This window comes from Comamonas odontotermitis, from assembly GCF_040396735.1.
Lineage (GTDB): Bacteria > Pseudomonadota > Gammaproteobacteria > Burkholderiales > Burkholderiaceae_C > Comamonas > Comamonas odontotermitis_C.
This window is the reverse complement of sequence record NZ_JBEBNZ010000003.1, coordinates 252720-269908: the sequence shown is the minus strand read 5'-3', so window position 1 is coordinate 269908 and position 17189 is coordinate 252720. Positions and strand designations below refer to the sequence as shown.

16 protein-coding genes and 1 riboswitch are annotated in these 17189 nt (G+C 62.8%); of the genes, 7 read left to right on the top strand and 9 right to left on the bottom strand.

The window, feature by feature from the left end; translation table 11 throughout:
- Window positions 1–10: 10 nt before the first annotated feature.
- The 3 genes from ACH2DG_RS05265 to ACH2DG_RS05255 all read right to left on the bottom strand — a co-directional run bounded on the left by ACH2DG_RS05265 (window position 11) and on the right by ACH2DG_RS05255 (window position 3208).
- Window positions 11–691: an aspartate/glutamate racemase family protein gene (locus ACH2DG_RS05265; protein WP_395024636.1), complete on the bottom strand. Its 681-nt coding sequence runs from the start codon at window positions 689–691 to the stop codon at window positions 11–13.
- A gap of 31 nt (window positions 692–722) precedes the next feature.
- Window positions 723–2183: an MFS transporter gene (locus ACH2DG_RS05260; RefSeq protein ID WP_395024635.1), complete on the bottom strand. Its 1461-nt coding sequence runs from the start codon at window positions 2181–2183 to the stop codon at window positions 723–725.
- A gap of 164 nt (window positions 2184–2347) precedes the next feature.
- The gene (locus ACH2DG_RS05255) at window positions 2348–3208 is read right to left on the bottom strand and encodes a MurR/RpiR family transcriptional regulator (protein WP_395024634.1); all 861 of its coding nucleotides are present in this window, start codon (window positions 3206–3208) and stop codon (window positions 2348–2350) included.
- A gap of 204 nt (window positions 3209–3412) precedes the next feature.
- Here ACH2DG_RS05255 and upp point away from each other — a divergent pair, with 204 nt between their 5' ends.
- The gene (gene upp, locus ACH2DG_RS05250; protein WP_377779892.1) at window positions 3413–4057 is read left to right on the top strand and encodes a uracil phosphoribosyltransferase; all 645 of its coding nucleotides are present in this window, start codon (window positions 3413–3415) and stop codon (window positions 4055–4057) included.
- A 197-nt stretch (window positions 4058–4254) separates the two neighbouring features.
- Here the strand turns inward: upp and ACH2DG_RS05245 are convergent, their stop codons facing one another.
- Window positions 4255–4974, bottom strand: a complete 720-nt coding sequence (locus tag ACH2DG_RS05245; RefSeq protein WP_395024633.1) for a TIGR02281 family clan AA aspartic protease — start codon at window positions 4972–4974, stop codon at window positions 4255–4257.
- Window positions 4975–5316: 342 nt separating this feature from the next.
- On the opposite strand from ACH2DG_RS05245, the gene ACH2DG_RS05240 reads away from it, so the two are divergent.
- Complete coding sequence (locus tag ACH2DG_RS05240) at window positions 5317–6309, top strand: Bug family tripartite tricarboxylate transporter substrate binding protein (RefSeq protein ID WP_395024632.1); 993 nt, start codon at window positions 5317–5319, stop codon at window positions 6307–6309.
- Window positions 6310–6435: 126 nt separating this feature from the next.
- Here ACH2DG_RS05240 and ACH2DG_RS05235 read toward each other — a convergent pair whose 3' ends face one another.
- Complete coding sequence (locus tag ACH2DG_RS05235) at window positions 6436–7443, bottom strand: D-2-hydroxyacid dehydrogenase family protein (protein ID WP_395024631.1); 1008 nt, start codon at window positions 7441–7443, stop codon at window positions 6436–6438.
- Window positions 7444–7930: 487 nt separating this feature from the next.
- Between ACH2DG_RS05235 and ACH2DG_RS05230 the strand changes: the two genes are divergently transcribed.
- On the top strand, window positions 7931–8497 hold the full coding sequence (locus ACH2DG_RS05230; RefSeq protein ID WP_395024630.1) for a gamma-glutamylcyclotransferase: 567 nt from the start codon (window positions 7931–7933) through the stop codon (window positions 8495–8497).
- A gap of 669 nt (window positions 8498–9166) precedes the next feature.
- On the opposite strand, the gene thiD is transcribed toward ACH2DG_RS05230, so the two are convergent.
- Window positions 9167–10024 carry a bifunctional hydroxymethylpyrimidine kinase/phosphomethylpyrimidine kinase gene (thiD, locus tag ACH2DG_RS05225; protein ID WP_395024629.1) on the bottom strand — a complete coding sequence of 286 codons (858 nt, stop codon included), beginning with the start codon at window positions 10022–10024 and terminating at the stop codon, window positions 9167–9169.
- Between the two features lie 122 nt (window positions 10025–10146).
- Window positions 10147–10261, top strand: a riboswitch (TPP riboswitch).
- Between the two features lie 62 nt (window positions 10262–10323).
- Between thiD and ACH2DG_RS05220 the strand changes: the two genes are divergently transcribed.
- From ACH2DG_RS05220 to ACH2DG_RS05205, 4 genes are all read left to right on the top strand, one after another.
- Entirely contained in the window at window positions 10324–11427 is a 1104-nt protein-coding gene (locus ACH2DG_RS05220) for an FAD-dependent oxidoreductase (protein ID WP_395024628.1), read from the top strand.
- A 46-nt stretch (window positions 11428–11473) separates the two neighbouring features.
- The gene (gene thiS / locus ACH2DG_RS05215) at window positions 11474–11671 is read left to right on the top strand and encodes a sulfur carrier protein ThiS (RefSeq protein WP_395024627.1); all 198 of its coding nucleotides are present in this window, start codon (window positions 11474–11476) and stop codon (window positions 11669–11671) included.
- 162 nt (window positions 11672–11833) lie between these two features.
- Window positions 11834–12640, top strand: a complete 807-nt coding sequence (locus ACH2DG_RS05210; RefSeq protein WP_395024626.1) for a thiazole synthase — start codon at window positions 11834–11836, stop codon at window positions 12638–12640.
- Window positions 12641–12690: 50 nt separating this feature from the next.
- Complete coding sequence (locus tag ACH2DG_RS05205) at window positions 12691–13608, top strand: thiamine phosphate synthase (RefSeq protein ID WP_395024625.1); 918 nt, start codon at window positions 12691–12693, stop codon at window positions 13606–13608.
- Here ACH2DG_RS05205 and ACH2DG_RS05200 read toward each other — a convergent pair.
- The 3 genes from ACH2DG_RS05200 to dusA all read right to left on the bottom strand — a co-directional run bounded on the left by ACH2DG_RS05200 (window position 13596) and on the right by dusA (window position 17096).
- Complete coding sequence (locus ACH2DG_RS05200; protein ID WP_395024624.1) at window positions 13596–14030, bottom strand: hypothetical protein; 435 nt, start codon at window positions 14028–14030, stop codon at window positions 13596–13598. The genes ACH2DG_RS05205 and ACH2DG_RS05200 overlap by 13 nt on opposite strands.
- Window positions 14027–15580, bottom strand: a complete 1554-nt coding sequence (locus ACH2DG_RS05195) for an NINE protein (RefSeq protein WP_395024623.1) — start codon at window positions 15578–15580, stop codon at window positions 14027–14029. Before ACH2DG_RS05195 ends, ACH2DG_RS05200 begins: the two co-directional genes overlap by 4 nt.
- A 499-nt stretch (window positions 15581–16079) precedes the next feature.
- A complete protein-coding gene (gene dusA, locus ACH2DG_RS05190) occupies window positions 16080–17096 on the bottom strand; it encodes a tRNA dihydrouridine(20/20a) synthase DusA (RefSeq protein ID WP_395024622.1) in 1017 nt (338 codons plus the stop codon).
- Between the last annotated feature and the right edge of the window lie 93 nt (window positions 17097–17189).

Below are 17189 nucleotides of genomic sequence, written 5' to 3'. Positions count from 1 at the left end.
CCACACTCGCTCAGCCCTGCGCCATGGCCGACGCGTGCGCAGGCGCCATCAGGCGCAGGAGCCGCCGCACTGCCGCCGAGATGGGCGCAATGACTGGAACATGGAAACGCGGGGCCAGCTGCAGCGCCGCCTGCCCCAGTGGCCCGCCGCCAATGATCACAGCCTCCGCCCGGTCCTGCTCGATGCACTGGCGCACCGCCTGCGCCAGCGCAGCGTCCAGCGCCTGGGGATCCGCCGTCAGGGCGCGTGGGTCGCCCGAGGTCAGGCGAATGCCTGTGAACAGCTCTGCGAGCCCCAGCTCGCAGGCCTTGCCATTGATCGCATCGGCCAGATCGGGCGTCACGGTAGCAATGCCAAACCGCCGGCCGCCTTCTGCCGCCTCCAGCATCGACGACTCGCAGATGCCGACCACGGGAAGATCGGTCGTGCGCCTGACCAGGTGCACGCCCGGGTCGCCAAATGCGCTGACGATGACGCCCGACCAGCCCTCGGCCTGTGCCGAGCGCCATGTGGCCTCCACCTCCAGCGCTGCTGCATCCAGCTCCTGCTGGTTCACGATCATCAAAGGCGCACGTTGTGCAGTCAGGCCGCTGACGGCTACACCGGCGGGTGCTTCGTCTGCCGCGATATTGACCATCATCGACGTGGTGGCCCTGGATGAGTTCGGGTTGATGACCAGAATGTTCCGCATTCAAATTCTTCCTGAAATCGTGACGCTCCGCTCAGTGCGTGCGTGCCTGGATCGGTGCCGCTGTGGCGGCTGGTTGTGCTTCGCTGCCGCCATCGATGGGCGTGGCGTCCGGCGAGGTTCCGTAGGTCTCGGGCACGCTCTGGATGCTGATGACGAAGATCGCATACATCGCGGCCACCATCGAGAACACGCCTGCAAGGCCCACAGAATCGAGCAGCTTGCCCGCCACCAGCGGCATGAAGGCGCCACCGGCCGTGCCTGTCGCCAGGATGAAGGCAGTGCCGAAGGCGCGCACCCGGGTGGGATAGAGCTCGGGCGCAAAGATCCAGATGGTGGTGTTGAGCAGCAGCACAAAGAACTGGAACACCGCACCTGCCGCCAGCAGCACGACGATGTTCTTGGCCAGAAAGCCGATGGACAGCGCGGCAATGCAGGCACAGACGGCGCCGATGGTCAGGACGCGCTTGCGCGGAAAGTGGAAACCCAGAGCCGATGCGGCAATGGCGCCCAGCAGGCTGCCGCACTGCATCACCATGGTGAACATGAGGCTCTTGGAGATGGAGTAGCCCAGCGTCACCAGAATCGTCGGCATCAGGGTGAGCACGGAAATCTGCGCGCCGTAGGTCATCCATATCGTGATGCACAACGGGATGGTGCGGCGCGCCAGGGCACCCCGGAAGATTTCGGTGACCCGCACCTTGATCTTCGATTCCGGCGGAGCCACACCGTCATCGGTGATGAATTCGCGCTGCGGAATGTCCTTGCCCGAGAGGCGGCCTGCTGCCAGCTTGGAGAGCACGGCATTGGTCTCCTTTACCTTGCCTTGCGAGAGCAGAAAACGCGGCGTCTCGGGAATGTAGCGGCGGTAGAACGCACCCAGGATGGCCGGCACCATCAGGCACAGGAACAGCCAGCGCCAGTTGTTGTCGCCTGGAAACAGCCAGAACACCAGAAGGCCGAATCCTGGCGCCAGAAAGTTGCCCAGGCCGCCAGCTGCGACATTGACCGTACCGATGGCCACGCCGCGTGCCTTGGTCGAGCAGAATTCGGCCAGCATCGTCACGGCAATGGCGATTTCGCCGCCCAGGCCAAAACCCACCACCGCTCGGCCAATCGCCATCACGGTCAGGTTCGGTGCCATGGCGCAGATGCCTGCCCCCAGCGTGAAGAGCAGCAGGTCGATGCTCAGCATGACCCGGCGCCCATACCGGTCGGCCACGTAGCCGGATACGACACGGCCGATGGCCGCTGCTGCAAACGTGACGGTGTTGAGCATGCCGATGTGCGCAGCCTCCAGACCCCACTGCTCGCGCAGCATGGGGCCGACGATGCCGACCGCGTTCTGCTCGAACGCATCGAACAGACAGCCGATCAGAATCAGAAAGATGATGGTGTGGTGCGACCGCGTGACCCCGATCTGGTCCAGCGCCAGGTCGAGCTGGGCCACCTTGGGAGAACTGGGAAGCGATGAGAGTTGAGGTCCGCCTGCCATATGAGACTCCAGTTGCGTGCAAAAAATGGAAAGTTATTTTCCAGAATTTATAAATTTGAAAATCAATTTTCAATCACAACGAAAGAATCCGTTCCAAGGACAAACCCTTGATGGATGGTTTTGCATTGGTGCCTGAAAGCCGCCCTGTCAGACGAGCAATGTCGTCACAACTCGTCCAGGTCTTCGTGCAGCAGCTCGATGGCCGCGAGGCGCTTGCGGCCGGCCGCGCCGGCGCTCTCCACAACCATGGTGGAGATCAGGTCGCACAGCGCCATGACCGCTACATGGTTGTCCAGCGGCCCCGGGCCCATGCACTGGCACTGGATCGACCAGGTCGCCTCGCGGCGATCGGGCGACATGGCATCGCTGATGAAAAGGATTTTGCAGCCCAACTTGCTGGCCGCCTCCAGAAGGCCAGACATCTGCCGCGTCTGGCGCCGCATGCCAAACACCACCAGGCAATCCTGTGGTGCGAGCCCTGCCAGATGCTCGCCCAGCGACTCGCCCGCATCGGGAATCGCCACCACGCAAGGAATCACCTGCAGCAACTGCCAGCGCAGGTAGCGCGCAAAGCCATGGCTGCCGCGCGTGCCGAAAATCAGGAGCCGCGGCGCCTTGACAAGCGCGGTGACGATGTCCTGCATCTGCATGTCGTTCAGCTGCGCAAAGGTGCGCGCCAGGTTCGACTGCGATTGTTCGAGGTTGGTGGCAATCCGGCCAGCAAGCGGCGTCTGGCCCGCCGCACTCTTGGCGGCCTGAAACAGGGGCGAGCCCGACTCCTTTTCGCGCCGCACATCGCGCTTTGCCTCTTCGTAGCTCGCATAGCCCAGGCGCCGTATGAAACGGCTCACGGTCGCGTTGGACACGCCGGCAAGCGTCGCCAGCTCGCTGGCGGCATAGCTAGCGAGCTCGCCAGGAAACTCCAGCATGAAATCGGCCAGCCTCCGCTCTGCGGTGGAAAGCGCGTCTAGCTGGCTGCGAACGCGTCGAACAAAGGAATTGGCGTGTGGTTTGGAATGGTGCATTGACCGGTTGTGTCTGCTGCGGGTGAACGCGCTATCGTAAGGCAGATGTCTGCGCCTCCCGATACCGAGTCCATGAAGGTATTGCGATCATTGCCATTGCATTGGAGTGCGCAAGCAGGTCATTTCCACCCCGCAGCCAAGGCAGGCATCGGTTTCTGGCAAACTTGGTGCCCAGTTTTCACCCTGAAAAACAAAAAAACGTCCATGACCACCAACATCGCCAAAGTCACCATCATCGACCACCCCCTGGTTCAGCACAAACTGACCTTGATGCGCCGCAAGGAAGCCAGCACCAACAGTTTTCGCCGCATGCTGGGCGAGTTGTCTACGCTGATGGCCTATGAGATCACACGCGACTTTCCGCTGCAGGACCTGGAAATCGAGACGCCCATGGAGAAGATGGTCGGCAAAGTGATTGACGGCAAGAAGCTGGCCCTGGTGTCCATCCTGCGCGCAGGCAACGGTTTTCTGGACGGCATGCTGAACGTGGTGCCGGGCGCCCGCATCGGCCACATCGGCCTGTACCGCGACCCGCAGACGCTGCAGCCGGTCGAGTACTACTTCAAGATGCCCGACAACATGGGCGAGCGCGATGTGATCGTGGTGGACCCGATGCTGGCAACCGGCAATTCGGCCGCTGCAGCCGTGCAGCAGCTCAAGGACAAGTGCCAGCCCAAGTCCATCAAGTTCATGTGCCTGCTGGCCGCCCCCGAAGGCATTGCCACCTTGCAGAAGGCGCACCCTGATGTGCCCATCTTCACGGCTGCCGTAGACCGCGAGCTCAACGACCACGGCTACATCCTGCCCGGCCTGGGGGATGCTGGCGACCGCATTTTCGGCACCAAGTAACGAAACGCCGCTCCGGCAGGCCGCGCCCGCGCTTCAAGCCGGGCGCTTTTTTTGCATCTGCCCGGCCCAAAACCGGCTTTCACGCCTTCGAATGCTATTCAGCAGCCATTCAGCTGCTATTCAATTGCTATTTAATACATAGCGCATGGCGCACACCAGTAAAGCGCTGCAATGCATTTTGACCAGTCCATCGCTGATCAATCGGTTTCCCGCGCCCGCAGCACCATGGTGTTGCCGGCCATGCTGACATCGAAGTAGCGCAGAAAGTTCTGGCCCAGCAGCGCATCCTTGTCGCTCTCACCGGTGTAGCCAGTGCCAACCCGCAGGTTGTTGACGGCGAGCGGGCCAACCTCAATGCGCTCCGCCCTGCGCATGGTGCCTTCGCGCACACCATTGGCCGTCTGGAACTGCATGGGCACGCCTTCGGGCAACTGGGCGCGCTCGGCCACCTTGTCGGTGATGCTGATGATGCTCGCCCCGGTGTCGACCATGAACTGCACCGGCACGCCATTGACGGCGCCACCCACGCGGAAGTGCCCGTCCCGGTCGCGCGGAATCTCCAGCACGCCGTGGGCCAGCACCTTGCCTTCGGCGGGTTTGCGGTACGCATCGGTGGCCAGATAGATCACCAGCGTCACCGCCGCCCAGCCGCCCAGCAGCAGCCAGGTGGTGCGACGCGTGGGCGCTGGCGGGCCGCCACTCGGTGAAGACTTGCGCGACGCGCCCGGCGGGGCTGCAGGCGGGTATGCGGGCGGCCACGCGGGTGGTTGTGTTGGGGGCACTGAAGAATCTGAGGCAGGCGAAGGCGCCTGCCATGGTGCTGGCGGCGGCGAAGCGGTCGCGGGCGGTTCTGCGGACAGGTTGGCATCCGGCGTGGCAGGAGCGGGGTCGGGGTTTTGGGTGCGAAGTCGGCTCATGGATCAGCTTCAGAACCTACCCAAACAGAAATGCAGCAGGTGCACCTCCAGCGGGCCAGCGCATTCGCCTGCGCCCGGTTTGCGTAAGTCGCGTTTTTTTGCCAACGCACACAGAGGATGCGCCAGCCGGTGACAGAGACTGAATCATACCGGCACCGCAGGCATCCGCAGCGCCCTGGTGTGCGGCGGCCCACACCGGGAGCGTTTGCCCCCTGTCAGGCGCCACCGCAGGTGACAGCTTCCTTGCACCGGCATGCAGCGCGCTGCGTTAGGATGGCCGCCTTTGCATTCGTCGCATCCGTTGCGATCACACGGCCTTGCCGTCAACCGCCCTGCTGCCCCATGACCCCTACCCGCCGCCACCTGCTCCAAGGACTTGCCAGCCTGGCCAGCGCCTGTGCACTGCCCCTGTCCCTGACCCGCGCACATGCTGCCGATACTGCCTGGCCCAACAAACCGCTGCGCTTTGTGGTGGGCTACCCGGCCGGCTCCTCGCCCGACATGCAGGCGCGCATGATCGCCCAGCCGCTTGCGCAGATCCTGGGCCAGCCGGTGGTGGTCGACAACAAGCCCGGCGCCAGCGGCAATATCGGGGCAGACCAGGTGGCCCGCGCCACCGATGACCATACCTTCGGCATCATCGGCAACGGCCCGCTGACGTCATCACAAGCGCTGTATTCCAGGCTGCCTTACAACCCGGCCAAGGATTTTGCACCGCTGGCACTGGTTGGCGTATCACCGCTGGCCTGGGTGGCACCCGCTGCGGCAGGCGCCTCCGCCGACAAGGCGCTGGCCAGCCTGCACAAGAAAGGCAAGGCCGCCAGCTATGGCTCCACCGGCCTGGGGTCGGGTGGCCACCTGGGCATGGAACTGCTCAAGGATGCCTTGCACTTTGAAGCGCTGCATGTGCCCTTTACCGGTGCGCCGGGCGTGGTGACCGCCCTGCTTGGCGGCCAGCTCGATTGCGCGCTGCTGCCCATCTCGTCCGTCCTGCCCCTGGTGCAGAACGGCAAGCTCACGGCGTTGGCTGTGACATCGGCCCAGCGCACCAGCCTGATGCCAGACACGCCTTCGATGCGCGAGATCGGCGCCAAGGATGTGAACATCGAGGTGTGGAACGCGCTGATGGCCCCCGCAGGCATGCACGCGGCGGTGCAAGGCACGCTGAGCGACGCGCTGGTCAAGGTGCTGGGCAGTGCGGAAATCAAGGAGCAGCTGTTGCGCCAGGCCTGGACCCTGGACGACCCCTCCCCCGTTCGGCTTTCGCAGCGCATTGCCGCCGACCGCAAGATGTACAACGAGCTGATTGCTCGCAAAAAGCTGCAGCTTGAGTGAGTTGCTTGCCCTGGGTCAATACGCCCCATGGTCTGCCAAGTATTGGCTGCGCTATGAAGATTCAGGCGCTGGGATGGTCGATAGTGGCCGCAATGCGCGGCGGCAATACAGCAGCGGTAGCGCCTTTCAGCGCCGCACCTGCAGCGCGCCCGGGTTGACGATATTCGTTGGCCGACCCTTGATGTAGTTGATCACGTTGTCGAACGCAGCGCCAAAGTACATCTCGTAGCTGTCCAGCTCCACATAGCCGATGTGCGGCGTGCAGATGCAGTTCTCCAGCCGCAGCAGGGCGTGGCCCTGCAAGGTGGGCTCGCTCTCGAACACATCCACGGCTGCAATACCCGGGCGGCCCCGGTTGAGCCCGGCGATCAAGGCATCGGGCTGCACCAGTTCGGCCCGTGAGGTGTTCACGAAGGTGGCGGTCGGCTTCATCATCGACAGGTCGTCAAAGCTGATGCAGCCGCGTGTCTGGTCGTTGAGTCGCAGGTGGACCGAGAGCACATCGCTGGCAGCAAAAAAAGCGTGTTTGCTGGGGGCGACCTTGTGCCCGTCCGACAGGGCGCGCGCACGCGAATTGTCACTGCCCCAGACCAGCACCTCCATGCCGAAGGCCTTGCCATAACCAGCCACCATCTGGCCGATCTTGCCGTAGCCCCAGATACCCAGGGTGCGGCCGCGCAACACCGTGCCCAGGCCAAAATTGGGCGGCATGTTGGCCGCCTTGAAGCCCGACTGCTGCCAGGCACCATGCTTGAGGTTGGCTATGTACTGCGGCAGCCTGCGCGCAGCCGACATGATGAGCGCCCAGGTCAATTCTGCAGGGGCAACAGGAGAGCCCACACCTTCAGCCACAGCCACACCGCGCTCGGTGCAGGCCGTCAGGTCAATGTGCGAACCGACCCGGCCGGTCTGCGCAATCATCTTGAGTCGGGGGAGCTTTTCCAGCAGCAGGCGGTTGATGTGGGTGCGCTCACGGATCAACACGATGATGTCGGCATCACGCAGCCGCACCGACAACTGGCCCAGGCCCTTGACAGTATTGGTGTAGACCTTGGCTGAATAGTCATCCAGGCGCGACGCGCACTGCAGCTTGCGCACTGCATCCTGATAATCGTCCAAGATCACAATATTCATACGAAGACCATTTTTCCTCGAACGCTACATCCAGTCAAAACTGGCCTACAGGCTGCAAACCGTGATGCACCAGTCTGCCGACGCCATGACAGGGCACCCTGGCCTTTGGCTTCATGGCAAAAACAATTCTTTGCACAGCGCCCGTGGCCTCATAAGCTATGAACATCATAGCATCTATCCATGCAAAAAAGCCACGGCGGCTTTGGGTCGCAGATAAATACCCTTCGCGTATCAACCATGCATTCTAGAAAGAATCGTTGATTGTTCGACAATTCCGTCATCGCGCCGTCATGCTGCCGCGTTGTAGCGAAATGCGCATCTGTCCCGCGCAGCTGTTGCTTTCGCCACCAAAGCCTACCGCTTTACTGGCGCAACGCTAGCAACTGTGTGTGCTTGGCGCTATAACTATTGCTCCACATCTGCTTTGTTGGTTGATACCATCATGACGAAACCGGCTGTCCGCTCCCGCAACTGTTGCTCCAAACATATGTTCGAAAGAACGATGGAGGAATGGGGGGGTGAGCAGGATCTATGGGTATTTGCCTATGGCTCGCTGATCTGGCGTCCGGAATTCGAATTTCTGGAATGCCGCCACGCCCGCGTGTACGGCTGGCATCGCGCGCTCAAGATGTGGAGCCACATCAACCGTGGCACGCCCGAGTGCCCTGGCCTCGTGTTCGGCATGTTCTCGGGGGGCAGCTGCCGGGGCATGGCCTTTCGTATCGCGCGCCACCATGTTCCGGAAATGATGCCGCGCCTGTGGCAGCGTGAAATGGCTGCCGATGCCTACGACCCCAAGTGGCTCGATTGCCAGACCGAGAACGGCAATGTGAAGGCGCTGGCTTTTACCCTGTCAAAAAGCAGCCCGCGTTGCACGGGCACCCTGTGCGAGGATGACTACCGCCGCATCTTTGCCCAATCATGCGGCATCTACGGCACTACCCTCGACTATGCCCAGTCCACCTTCACGGCGCTGCTGCAGCAAGGCATCCATGACCGGGCTCTGGAGCGCCTGCTTCAACTCTCGGCGGAAGCTGCTGCACCCCACGCCTGAGCGCCCGACACCACCGCTTTCCCCAGCCTGCCCCCCTGGCAGGCTTTTTTACAGCCCAAAACAAACACCCTGCGCCCGACTGCAATGCTTGCAGTGCCAGGCCACAGGGTGGTCATGGGGTTTCCAGGTTCCAGTGCAAAGGGATGGAGCCCTGACGTGAGCAACGGCTCCCTGGAGGAGCCGTTTGCCGAGGTTACAGCCCTTGGGCTGCAACAGGAATGATGGGTTTACAGCGATGCCGGTGCGCGCTTGCGATCACGTTCGTCTTCTGGCCAGATGCTGAAAACAGTGGTGGGGGTCATGTCAAAAATCTCCTAAAGATGAAACTACAACGGGCCGCGTCCGACGCAGGTTGACAGTGACTTGCACGTAAATTGATATTTACAAAATGTTTACAATTTATATTTTTACCATTGTTTAATTAAATAGATTGATCAACAATCAGTTACTGAAATGCAGAGAAATTTCCCAACTTATTCTTCTATATCAATGCATTATCCAAAAATCTTAATAAGTAACTTAATTTATCAAACCAGGGGCTGCCAGACCTACAAAGCCTTCAATTCGACAAAAAATAATCAAATTTATAGCTGATTAGACGATAAATTTTTAATTTAAACGATCTAAAAGCCTGAATTAAAGGTCAATTCGACGATCACATCTTCACACCTAGCTTCGAACGACCACTTGCGCCTGTGGCTGCCAGCCATGGTTGAGCGGGCCGTGGCCCTGGCCGGTATGCACATCGGCGCCGGCGGCAATGGCGCCCAGGATGTACTGGCGGCCACGCTGTACGGCATCCGGCAGCGCATGGCCCAAAGCCAGCTGGCAGGCAATGGCGGATGACAGGGTGCAGCCCGTGCCGTGGCCGTTGTGGGTGTGGATGCGGGGTGAAGCCAGGCGCAGGCGCGTGCCATCGGCCATGGCCAGCAGGTCCACCACTTCCTCGCCGGGAAGGTGCCCTCCTTTGACCAGTACCGCCTTGGTGCCCATGGCCAGCAGATCCTGAGCGGCCCGCTCCAGCTCGTCCGCCCCCTGGATGGTGCGGCCCAGCAGCAAGCCTGCCTCATCCAGGTTGGGGGTGATCACCGCAGCACGGGGAAATAGCTGCTCCACCAGTTCACCCACCGTCGCCTCGGCAATCAGGCGGTCGCCACTGGTGGCCACCATCACCGGGTCCAGCACCACATTGCGCAGCGCATACCGGTCAATGGCGCTCGCAACCACCTGAACCACCTCCGGCGCATGCAGCATGCCGATCTTGACGGCGTCGGTGCCGATGTCCTGCAGCACGGCATCGAGCTGGTCCTGCAGGAATTGGGGTGGCACTCCGTGGATGCCGCGCACGCCCTGGGTGTTTTGCGCCGTCAACGCCGTGATCGCCGTCATGCCGTAGCAGCCCAAGGCGCTCATGGTTTTCAGATCGGCCTGGATGCCTGCGCCACCACCGCTGTCGGAGCCGGCAATCGACAGCACCCGGGCGTAGCGCGGCAAGGTGGCGGAAGCGGTGAGATTCGAACGGGTCATGGCAGGTATCCAAAACAAAGGCCGGGCAACACAGGCCCGGCGCGCAGAAATTATCCACGATTGCAGGTGCGGCTTGATGCTGCGCAGGCCACCACACCAGGCGCTGTGCTCTAATATGCCCTGAGACGAAACAGGGGTGTCCCTGTGCATGCATCCTCGCATGTGCAGTGCGGCTGAGATCAGACCCTTTCACCCGATCCAGACCATGCTGGCGTGGGGAGTTTTCGACACGGCTGCATCCGCTGTTTTGTCTGTTGCGCGCTGGGCGCTTTCTCCGGCCCGGGCGCCCATAGGCAAACATGACTTCTCACGCACTGATTCCCGCTCCTGCCCGCCTTGCCATCCTTGGCGGTGGCCTGCTCGGGCGCCTGCTGGCGCTTGTGCTCTCGGGCAAGGGCTATTCCATCGATCTGTATGACCGTGGCGGCCCGCAGGCCGAGCATGCAGCCGCACATGTGGCCGCCGCCATGCTCGCCCCGCTGGCCGAGTCGGCAGTTACCGAGCACGGCGTGGTGCGCATGGGCCAGTATGGTCTTGCGCGCTGGCCGCAACTGCTCGCCCGGTTGGCCGACCCGGTCTTCATTCAGCAAGCCGGCACCATGGTGGTCTGGCACCGGCAGGATGCGGCCGAGGCCCAGCGCTTTCGCGGCATTCTGGAGCGCACCCAGGCAGCCATTGCGGATCTGCCCCCCTTGCAGACGCTGGATCGCTCCGCCCTGCAAGTGCTCGAACCGGCACTGGCCTCGCATTTTCAACAAGGCTATTACCTGCCCGGCGAAGGCCAGCTGGACAACCGCCAGTTGCTGGCTGCCCTGGTGCCCGCGTTGCAGGCGGGCGGCGTGCGCCTGCACTGGCATACGCCCCACGAGGTGAGCGACTTTGCCCCGGGCGAGGCCGGCCAGCCTGATTGGCTGATCGACACCCGAGGCCTTGGCGCCAAACCGCAGTGGAGCACCCTGCGCGGCGTGCGCGGCGAAGTGGTGCGTGTGCATGCCCCCGAGGTGAGCCTGAGCCGCCCCACGCGCCTGATGCACCCGCGCTACCCGATCTACATCGCCCCCAAGCAGAACCATCTGTTCGTGATCGGCGCCACCGAGATCGAATCGGACGATATGTCGCCCGCAAGCGTCCGCTCGGCAATGGAACTGCTTTCGGCGGCCTACACCGTGCACAGCGGTTTTGCCGAGGCGCGCATTCTGGAGATCGGCGTGCAGTGCCGCCCCGCCCTGCCCGACAACCTGCCCGCCATACGGCAGACCCGGCCGCGTGTACTGGAAGTCAATGGCCTGTACCGCCACGGCTTCATGATCTCTCCTGCGGTACTCGACTGTGCCGTACAGGTGGTGGAAACCGGCAGTTCGCCGCTGGCGGCGCAGTTCGGCCTGGCCGTCAGCCTGCTCTGAAAACCTGTTTTCACCCTCTATGATGGGCACCTCAACCGAGATGACGATGCAAATCCTTTTGAACAACCAGGCCACCGAGCTGCCCGTCCATGCCACCGTGGCCCAGGCACTGGCCCAATTGCAGCCGCAACCACCCTTTGCGGTGGCGGTAAACACCGAGTTCGTGCCCAAGGCGCTCTACGAGAGCCGGGTGCTCCAGGCCAATGACAAGGTCGAGGTGATCTCGCCGGTCACCGGCGGCTGACAACCGCATGAACGACGCCCGCAAGCCGCCACCGATGTGCGCTGTGAGAACACGCCCAGGGTTCCGCGTGCCAGCGCCTTCCTGCAGATTCGCTCTATTTTTGATAGCTACCTGCGCTTTCCAGTTGAGCGCTGATAGCCATTTTTCTACCAACTTCTAGCCATGACTGCCATTTCCTCCTCTGACGACGCTCTGGTTCTGTATGGCCAGCGCTTTCAAAGCCGGCTGCTGCTGGGCACCTCGCGCTACCCATCGCCCGCGGTGCTGGAGGCCGCAGTCGCCCGTGCCAGGCCTGCCATGGTGACTGCATCGCTGCGCCGCCAAGGCAGCAATGCGGCAGAGACCGGCAGCGACTTCTGGGCCCTGCTCAAGCGCCTTCAGGTGCCTGTGCTGCCCAACACCGCAGGCTGCATGCGGGTGCAGGAGGCGATCACCACCGCGCAGATGGCGCGCGAGGTGTTCGAGACGCCGTGGATCAAGCTGGAGCTGATCGGTGACGACTACACCTTGCAGCCCGATACGCTCAACCTCGTTGAAGCGGCCTCCATCCTGATCAAGGACGGCTTTCAGGTGCTGCCCTACTGCACCGAAGACCTGGTGCTGTGCCAGCGCCTTGTCGACGTTGGCTGCCAGGCCGTCATGCCCTGGGCAGCGCCCATCGGCACGGGCCGTGGCCCCGTCAATCCGTACGCGATGCAGGCCTTGCGCGAGCGCCTCGACGTACCGCTGATCTGCGATGCAGGCCTGGGCCTGCCCAGCCATGCCTGCCAGGTGATGGAATGGGGCTTTGACGGCGTGCTGCTCAACACCGCGGTGGCGCTGTCGCAAGACCCTGTCGCCATGGCTGGTGCCTTTGCCGACGCCACGGCAGCGGGCCACGCCGCCTTCCGGGCAGGCGCCATGCAGGCGCAGGACACGGCCCAACCCAGCACGCCGGTGCTGGGCACGCCTTTCTGGCACAACGCCTGAATGGATAGCTGAGAGCGCCTGCCAAATCAGCGAGAAACACCCCCATCACCATGACCGCCAGCCCCATCGCCCAAGCCATTCTTGATGTTCATCAAGCAGATTTTGCGGAATTTCCACCGCAACCCGCACCACCACTGACGCGCGCGCAGCAGCAGGACACCGTATATGCAGGTGCGGTTGCTGCCTGCAGCCAGCTGGGCTTCATTGCCATCGATGCAGATTGCATCGCCAAGGCATGGTCCACGCAAAGCCAGCGGCTCGGTGCGTTCGACGCCCACGCCTGGCCCACAGCCGCTGCAGATTTTGGCCTGCAGTTGCGTACAGAATCAGAAGCCTTTGCTGCCTGCCCCGAGCAACTGGGCCTGTACGCCGTGCTGCCCAGTGCCCAATGGGTGGGCCGCATGGCGCATGCCGGCGTGCCCACCGTGCAGCTGCGTTTCAAATCGGAAGATGCCGCAGCGGTGGAGCGCGAAGTCAAGGCTGCAGTGGAAGCCGTCAAGGGCACGCCCGCCCTGCTCTTCATCAACGACCACTGGCGCCAGGCGATCGCAGCGGGCAGCTACGGTGTTCACCTGGGTCAGGAAGACCTCGATGCGCTCAGCAGCGCCGATCTGGCCGCCCTGCGCGCCAGCGGTGTGCGCCTGGGCGTCAGCACCCACGGCTACGCCGAGATGGTGCGCGCCAGCCAGGCGCAGCCCAGCTATATCGCCATGGGGGCGGTGTTTCCCACCACCTTGAAGAAAATGGCCACCGTGCCGCAAGGCCTGGCGCGCCTGATGCGTTATGCCGCCCTGACGCGCGGCTACCCGCAGGTGGCGATTGGCGGCATTGGCGCTGCGCAGTTTGCACAGGTGCTGGAGAGCGGCGTTGGCTCCATCGCGGTGGTGCGCGCCATCGTCAATGCGGACAATCCAGAGAAGGCTGCAGCCGACTTGATGGCCTTGATGCCGCAGCGCTACACCACGTAAAGCAGCACTGCATCGCGCCGCTCGGCAGCTGCCTGCAGAAACGCACGCAGCTCGGCCTGCAGGCGCACCAACTGGCGCAGCGTTTCCAGCTGGTTGCCTGCAGCACCGCGCGCCACAAGCGCCTGCACGCGCTGCGAAAACACGCCCGCATCCAGCACCTGCAGGCGCTGCACGCCATCTTCCACCCTGTCGGCCGGCCACACCCAGCAATGCAATGCGGGGGTGCCTTCCACGGGCACGCCGTCTGCCAGCTCGGGCAATATCTCCATCAGCTGCTGCCACAGCGGGCCCATCTGCATCAGGGCATTGGGGCCGGCCTGGATCGCGCTGCGCTGAAGGTAGGGATCGATGCTGGCGGGCTCGATCAGGAAGCCGCGCAGGTCGTAGCGGCTCACGGCATACAGCAGGCCTTCATCCGTCATGCGGGCACCTCGCCAGCCCCGGCCTGCACCACCTGTTGGGCCGCAGCAATGGATTTTTTCATGGCGGCAATTTGGGAAACATTGTCAGGATCACACACCTGGTAGAGCAGCAAGGCTGTTTGCAGGTGCGCAAGGCGCGCCGCCGGTTGCCCCACCTCGGCCATGAAACCGGCAAAAACCTCATAGGCGCGCGCCGCTGCCAGCGAATAGCCACGGTAGGTGCGGTGCTGAATGCGCAGCGATTGCTCGATCAGTGCCTTGACCCTGGCAGGCTGGTGGCGCACCGAGAACGCGGCATAGCGGGTCAGCACATCGGAGACGGCCTCGCTGTCTTCCATCACATCTCCCATCGCGATGATGTGCTCGTGGGCACTGGCCCAGCATTCCGACGCGCCGGAGACATCGCCTGCGCGCTCGAAATTGAGCGCCAGCCGCTGCAGCAGACCACAGACCTGGGGGCCGCTGCCTGCGCTCCGCGTGACCAGCGCCAGCGCCTGGCGGTAGTAACGCGTGGCCTCGGCCGTATCGCCCTGGGCAAAGGCCAGATCACCCAGCTTTTCCATCGCCTGGCGTTGCAGCGGCTCCGGCACAGGGCCATGGGCAGAGGACTTGCCACCGAGCTGACCAGCCAGTTGCAGCAACTGCTCACCGTGGGCCTGCACTTGCGCGGTCTGGCCCAGGTTGTGCGCAATTTCCATGGCGTTGAGCAGGTGTGCAGCCAGATCGGGCGCATCCACTGCCTTGGCAGACTGGCGCAGCGCAATGATCTGCGCACACAGTGTGGCGGCCTGCTGCCAGTCGCCTGAGCGCATCAGCGCTTCATACTGACCGGGCTGCACCTGCATGGCTGGGGCACCCGGCTGGCTTTGCAGCGGCGGGGTGCGCAAGCGGTCGAGCCAGCCCTGGGCCTGCTGGGCTTGCACCGACAGGTGCGCAAACGGAGCTGCCAGGTGCACGCCCATCTGCAGTTTCTTGCGCGCTCCCTCCAGGTACTGGGTCTGGTAGAGCACCATGCCATGCAGCAGATAGGCTTCGGCAAGGTGCGGATCGTGCTGCGGGCGGCGGCTGCGCTGCTGCAGGTACTGGACCAGGCGCTCTGCCGCTGTATGCGCACCCTTGGGATGGTTGTCCTGCAGCGTCTGGGCAATCTGCTTCTTGGTCAGTTGGATGGCACGGGTTTTCTTGTGTGCGTCAACCTCGTCACGGGAAGGTGCGGCCTCCTTCACGGCGGCTGCCAGGGGTGCGGCTCGCCCAAGCGGCGCGCGACCGGAATCCACAAACCCGGCCAGCTGGGTATCCATCTCCTCTTCCACCCTGAAGTAGTCATGCAGCCAGAAGCCATCATGGCCCAGCCACAGAAGCATGGGGCCCAGCAGATAGGGAGCGTAGGACGCCCAGCGACCACCCCAGATCCACAGCACCACCATCAGCACCGTCAGCAGGAGTTGCGCCGTGGCGCTTGCATAGCGCTGCAGATAAAAGCGGTGTGCACCCGCCCAGCCTGCCCCGATCAGCAAGCCATAGGCCAGACGCGCTTGTTTTTCCCCCATCCCTGCATCCCCTCTCTTCACCCCCGGGCCGGAGCCAAATGGGCGGATTTCTGGATTCTTATCGGCAGCATTCCTGGGCGAGGCGCACCGTTGCTGCGCGCCGACAGGCGATTGCTACTATAGGAAGTATAGCAATTGCCCATCCATGGACCGCATCGGATCGCGCAACTGTGCACGCGCAGCGACAGCTATCAAGTTCGCAGCAATTTTGATCGTGTTCGGCTCACGACAGCCATGAGCGATTCTGCGCAAACAGCCGATTTTCGATTGCAAAGGCTTCAAGGAGGATGCTGTGGCCCTGAATGCGTGCCCATCTGCGCTCAACCGCTCTCATCCGCACGGGCCTTTACGGGTGCGCCTCATGGAGCCATCCAATCTTCCGGGACGGCAAGGCCGGATACAGCCCGGCTGCGGCCCGCTCGCAGTTCTATTTTTGAGAAAAAACAACTCCAATACACCACTGACGTTCGCTGATAGCTATAAAATATATAGCAATCAGTTACGCACCAGCCAATTCGATTGCTTCCACCGAACGGCCAGGCTTGGTGCGCGCCAGTTGCATCACTTCGTGCGGAGGCGAGGTTTTGAGGCGATGGTCGCTCCACACCTGGCGCCAGCGTCGTGCGCCCGGCATGCCCTGGCGCAGGCCCAGCATGTGGCGGGCGATGCTGTACCAGTGCGTGCCATGGGCAGCGGCTTCGCGCTCCATGTAGCGCACCATTTCTTCTTCCACCGATTCGCGCGTGGCGTCGCTGGCTACATCGCCGTAGTACAGCGCGTCCCAGCGGGCAAGCCACCAGGGGTTGTGGTACGCCTCACGGCCCACCATCACGCCATCCACCTGGGCCAGTTGCGCAGCAGCGGTTTCGTCATCGGCAATGCCGCCGTTGATGGCAATGGTGAGCTTGGGGAAGTCGCGCTTGAGCTGCGCCACCACGTCATAGCGCAGCGGGGGAATCTCACGGTTTTCCTTGGGAGACAGCCCCTTGAGCCAGGCGTTGCGCGCGTGGACAATGAACACCTCGCAGCCCGCGTCGGCCACGGTGCCAATAAAGTCGCGCACAAAATCGTAGCTCTCCACCTTGTCGATACCAATGCGGTGCTTGACGGTGACCGGTATATCCACCACATCGCGCATCGCCTTCACACAATCGGCGACCAGGTCCTTCTCGTTCATCAGGCAGGCACCGAACGCGCCGCGCTGCACGCGTTCGCTGGGGCAGCCGCAGTTGAGGTTGACCTCGTCATAGCCCCATTCCTGCGCCAGCCTGGCACATTGGGCCAGATCGGCGGGCTCGCTCCCCCCCAGTTGCAGGGCAACAGGGTGCTCTTCATCGTTGAAGCGCAGGTGCCGGGCCACATCGCCATGGATCAGGGCGCCGGTCGTCACCATCTCGGTATAGAGCAAGGTGTGGCGCGTGAGCAGGCGGTGCAGGTAGCGGCAATGGCGGTCAGTCCAGTCCATCATCGGCGCCACACTCATGCGCCAGGGGCTGTGTTTTGGGGATTCGGTCATGGTGTCAGGCAGCCCGGGCGCAGATCTTCTACCCGGACGCAAAGCCATTGCATGCCTGAAAGCCGGTCCCGGCAGCATGCATCGGCGAATGAT

Bases quoted from the DNA above. Each gene is read 5' to 3' on its own strand.
- ACH2DG_RS05265 (WP_395024636.1), bottom strand. From the start codon at position 691: ATGCGGAACATTCTGGTCATCAACCCGAACTCATCCAGGGCCACCACG.
- ACH2DG_RS05260 (WP_395024635.1), bottom strand. From the start codon at position 2,183: ATGGCAGGCGGACCTCAACTCTCATCGCTTCCCAGTTCTCCCAAGGTG.
- ACH2DG_RS05255 (WP_395024634.1), bottom strand. From the start codon at position 3,208: ATGCACCATTCCAAACCACACGCCAATTCCTTTGTTCGACGCGTTCGC.
- upp (WP_377779892.1), top strand. From the start codon at position 3,413: ATGACCACCAACATCGCCAAAGTCACCATCATCGACCACCCCCTGGTT.
- ACH2DG_RS05245 (WP_395024633.1), bottom strand. From the start codon at position 4,974: ATGAGCCGACTTCGCACCCAAAACCCCGACCCCGCTCCTGCCACGCCG.
- ACH2DG_RS05240 (WP_395024632.1), top strand. From the start codon at position 5,317: ATGACCCCTACCCGCCGCCACCTGCTCCAAGGACTTGCCAGCCTGGCC.
- ACH2DG_RS05235 (WP_395024631.1), bottom strand. From the start codon at position 7,443: ATGAATATTGTGATCTTGGACGATTATCAGGATGCAGTGCGCAAGCTG.
- ACH2DG_RS05230 (WP_395024630.1), top strand. From the start codon at position 7,931: ATGTTCGAAAGAACGATGGAGGAATGGGGGGGTGAGCAGGATCTATGG.
- thiD (WP_395024629.1), bottom strand. From the start codon at position 10,024: ATGACCCGTTCGAATCTCACCGCTTCCGCCACCTTGCCGCGCTACGCC.
- ACH2DG_RS05220 (WP_395024628.1), top strand. From the start codon at position 10,324: ATGACTTCTCACGCACTGATTCCCGCTCCTGCCCGCCTTGCCATCCTT.
- thiS (WP_395024627.1), top strand. From the start codon at position 11,474: ATGCAAATCCTTTTGAACAACCAGGCCACCGAGCTGCCCGTCCATGCC.
- ACH2DG_RS05210 (WP_395024626.1), top strand. From the start codon at position 11,834: ATGACTGCCATTTCCTCCTCTGACGACGCTCTGGTTCTGTATGGCCAG.
- ACH2DG_RS05205 (WP_395024625.1), top strand. From the start codon at position 12,691: ATGACCGCCAGCCCCATCGCCCAAGCCATTCTTGATGTTCATCAAGCA.
- ACH2DG_RS05200 (WP_395024624.1), bottom strand. From the start codon at position 14,030: ATGACGGATGAAGGCCTGCTGTATGCCGTGAGCCGCTACGACCTGCGC.
- ACH2DG_RS05195 (WP_395024623.1), bottom strand. From the start codon at position 15,580: ATGGGGGAAAAACAAGCGCGTCTGGCCTATGGCTTGCTGATCGGGGCA.
- dusA (WP_395024622.1), bottom strand. From the start codon at position 17,096: ATGACCGAATCCCCAAAACACAGCCCCTGGCGCATGAGTGTGGCGCCG.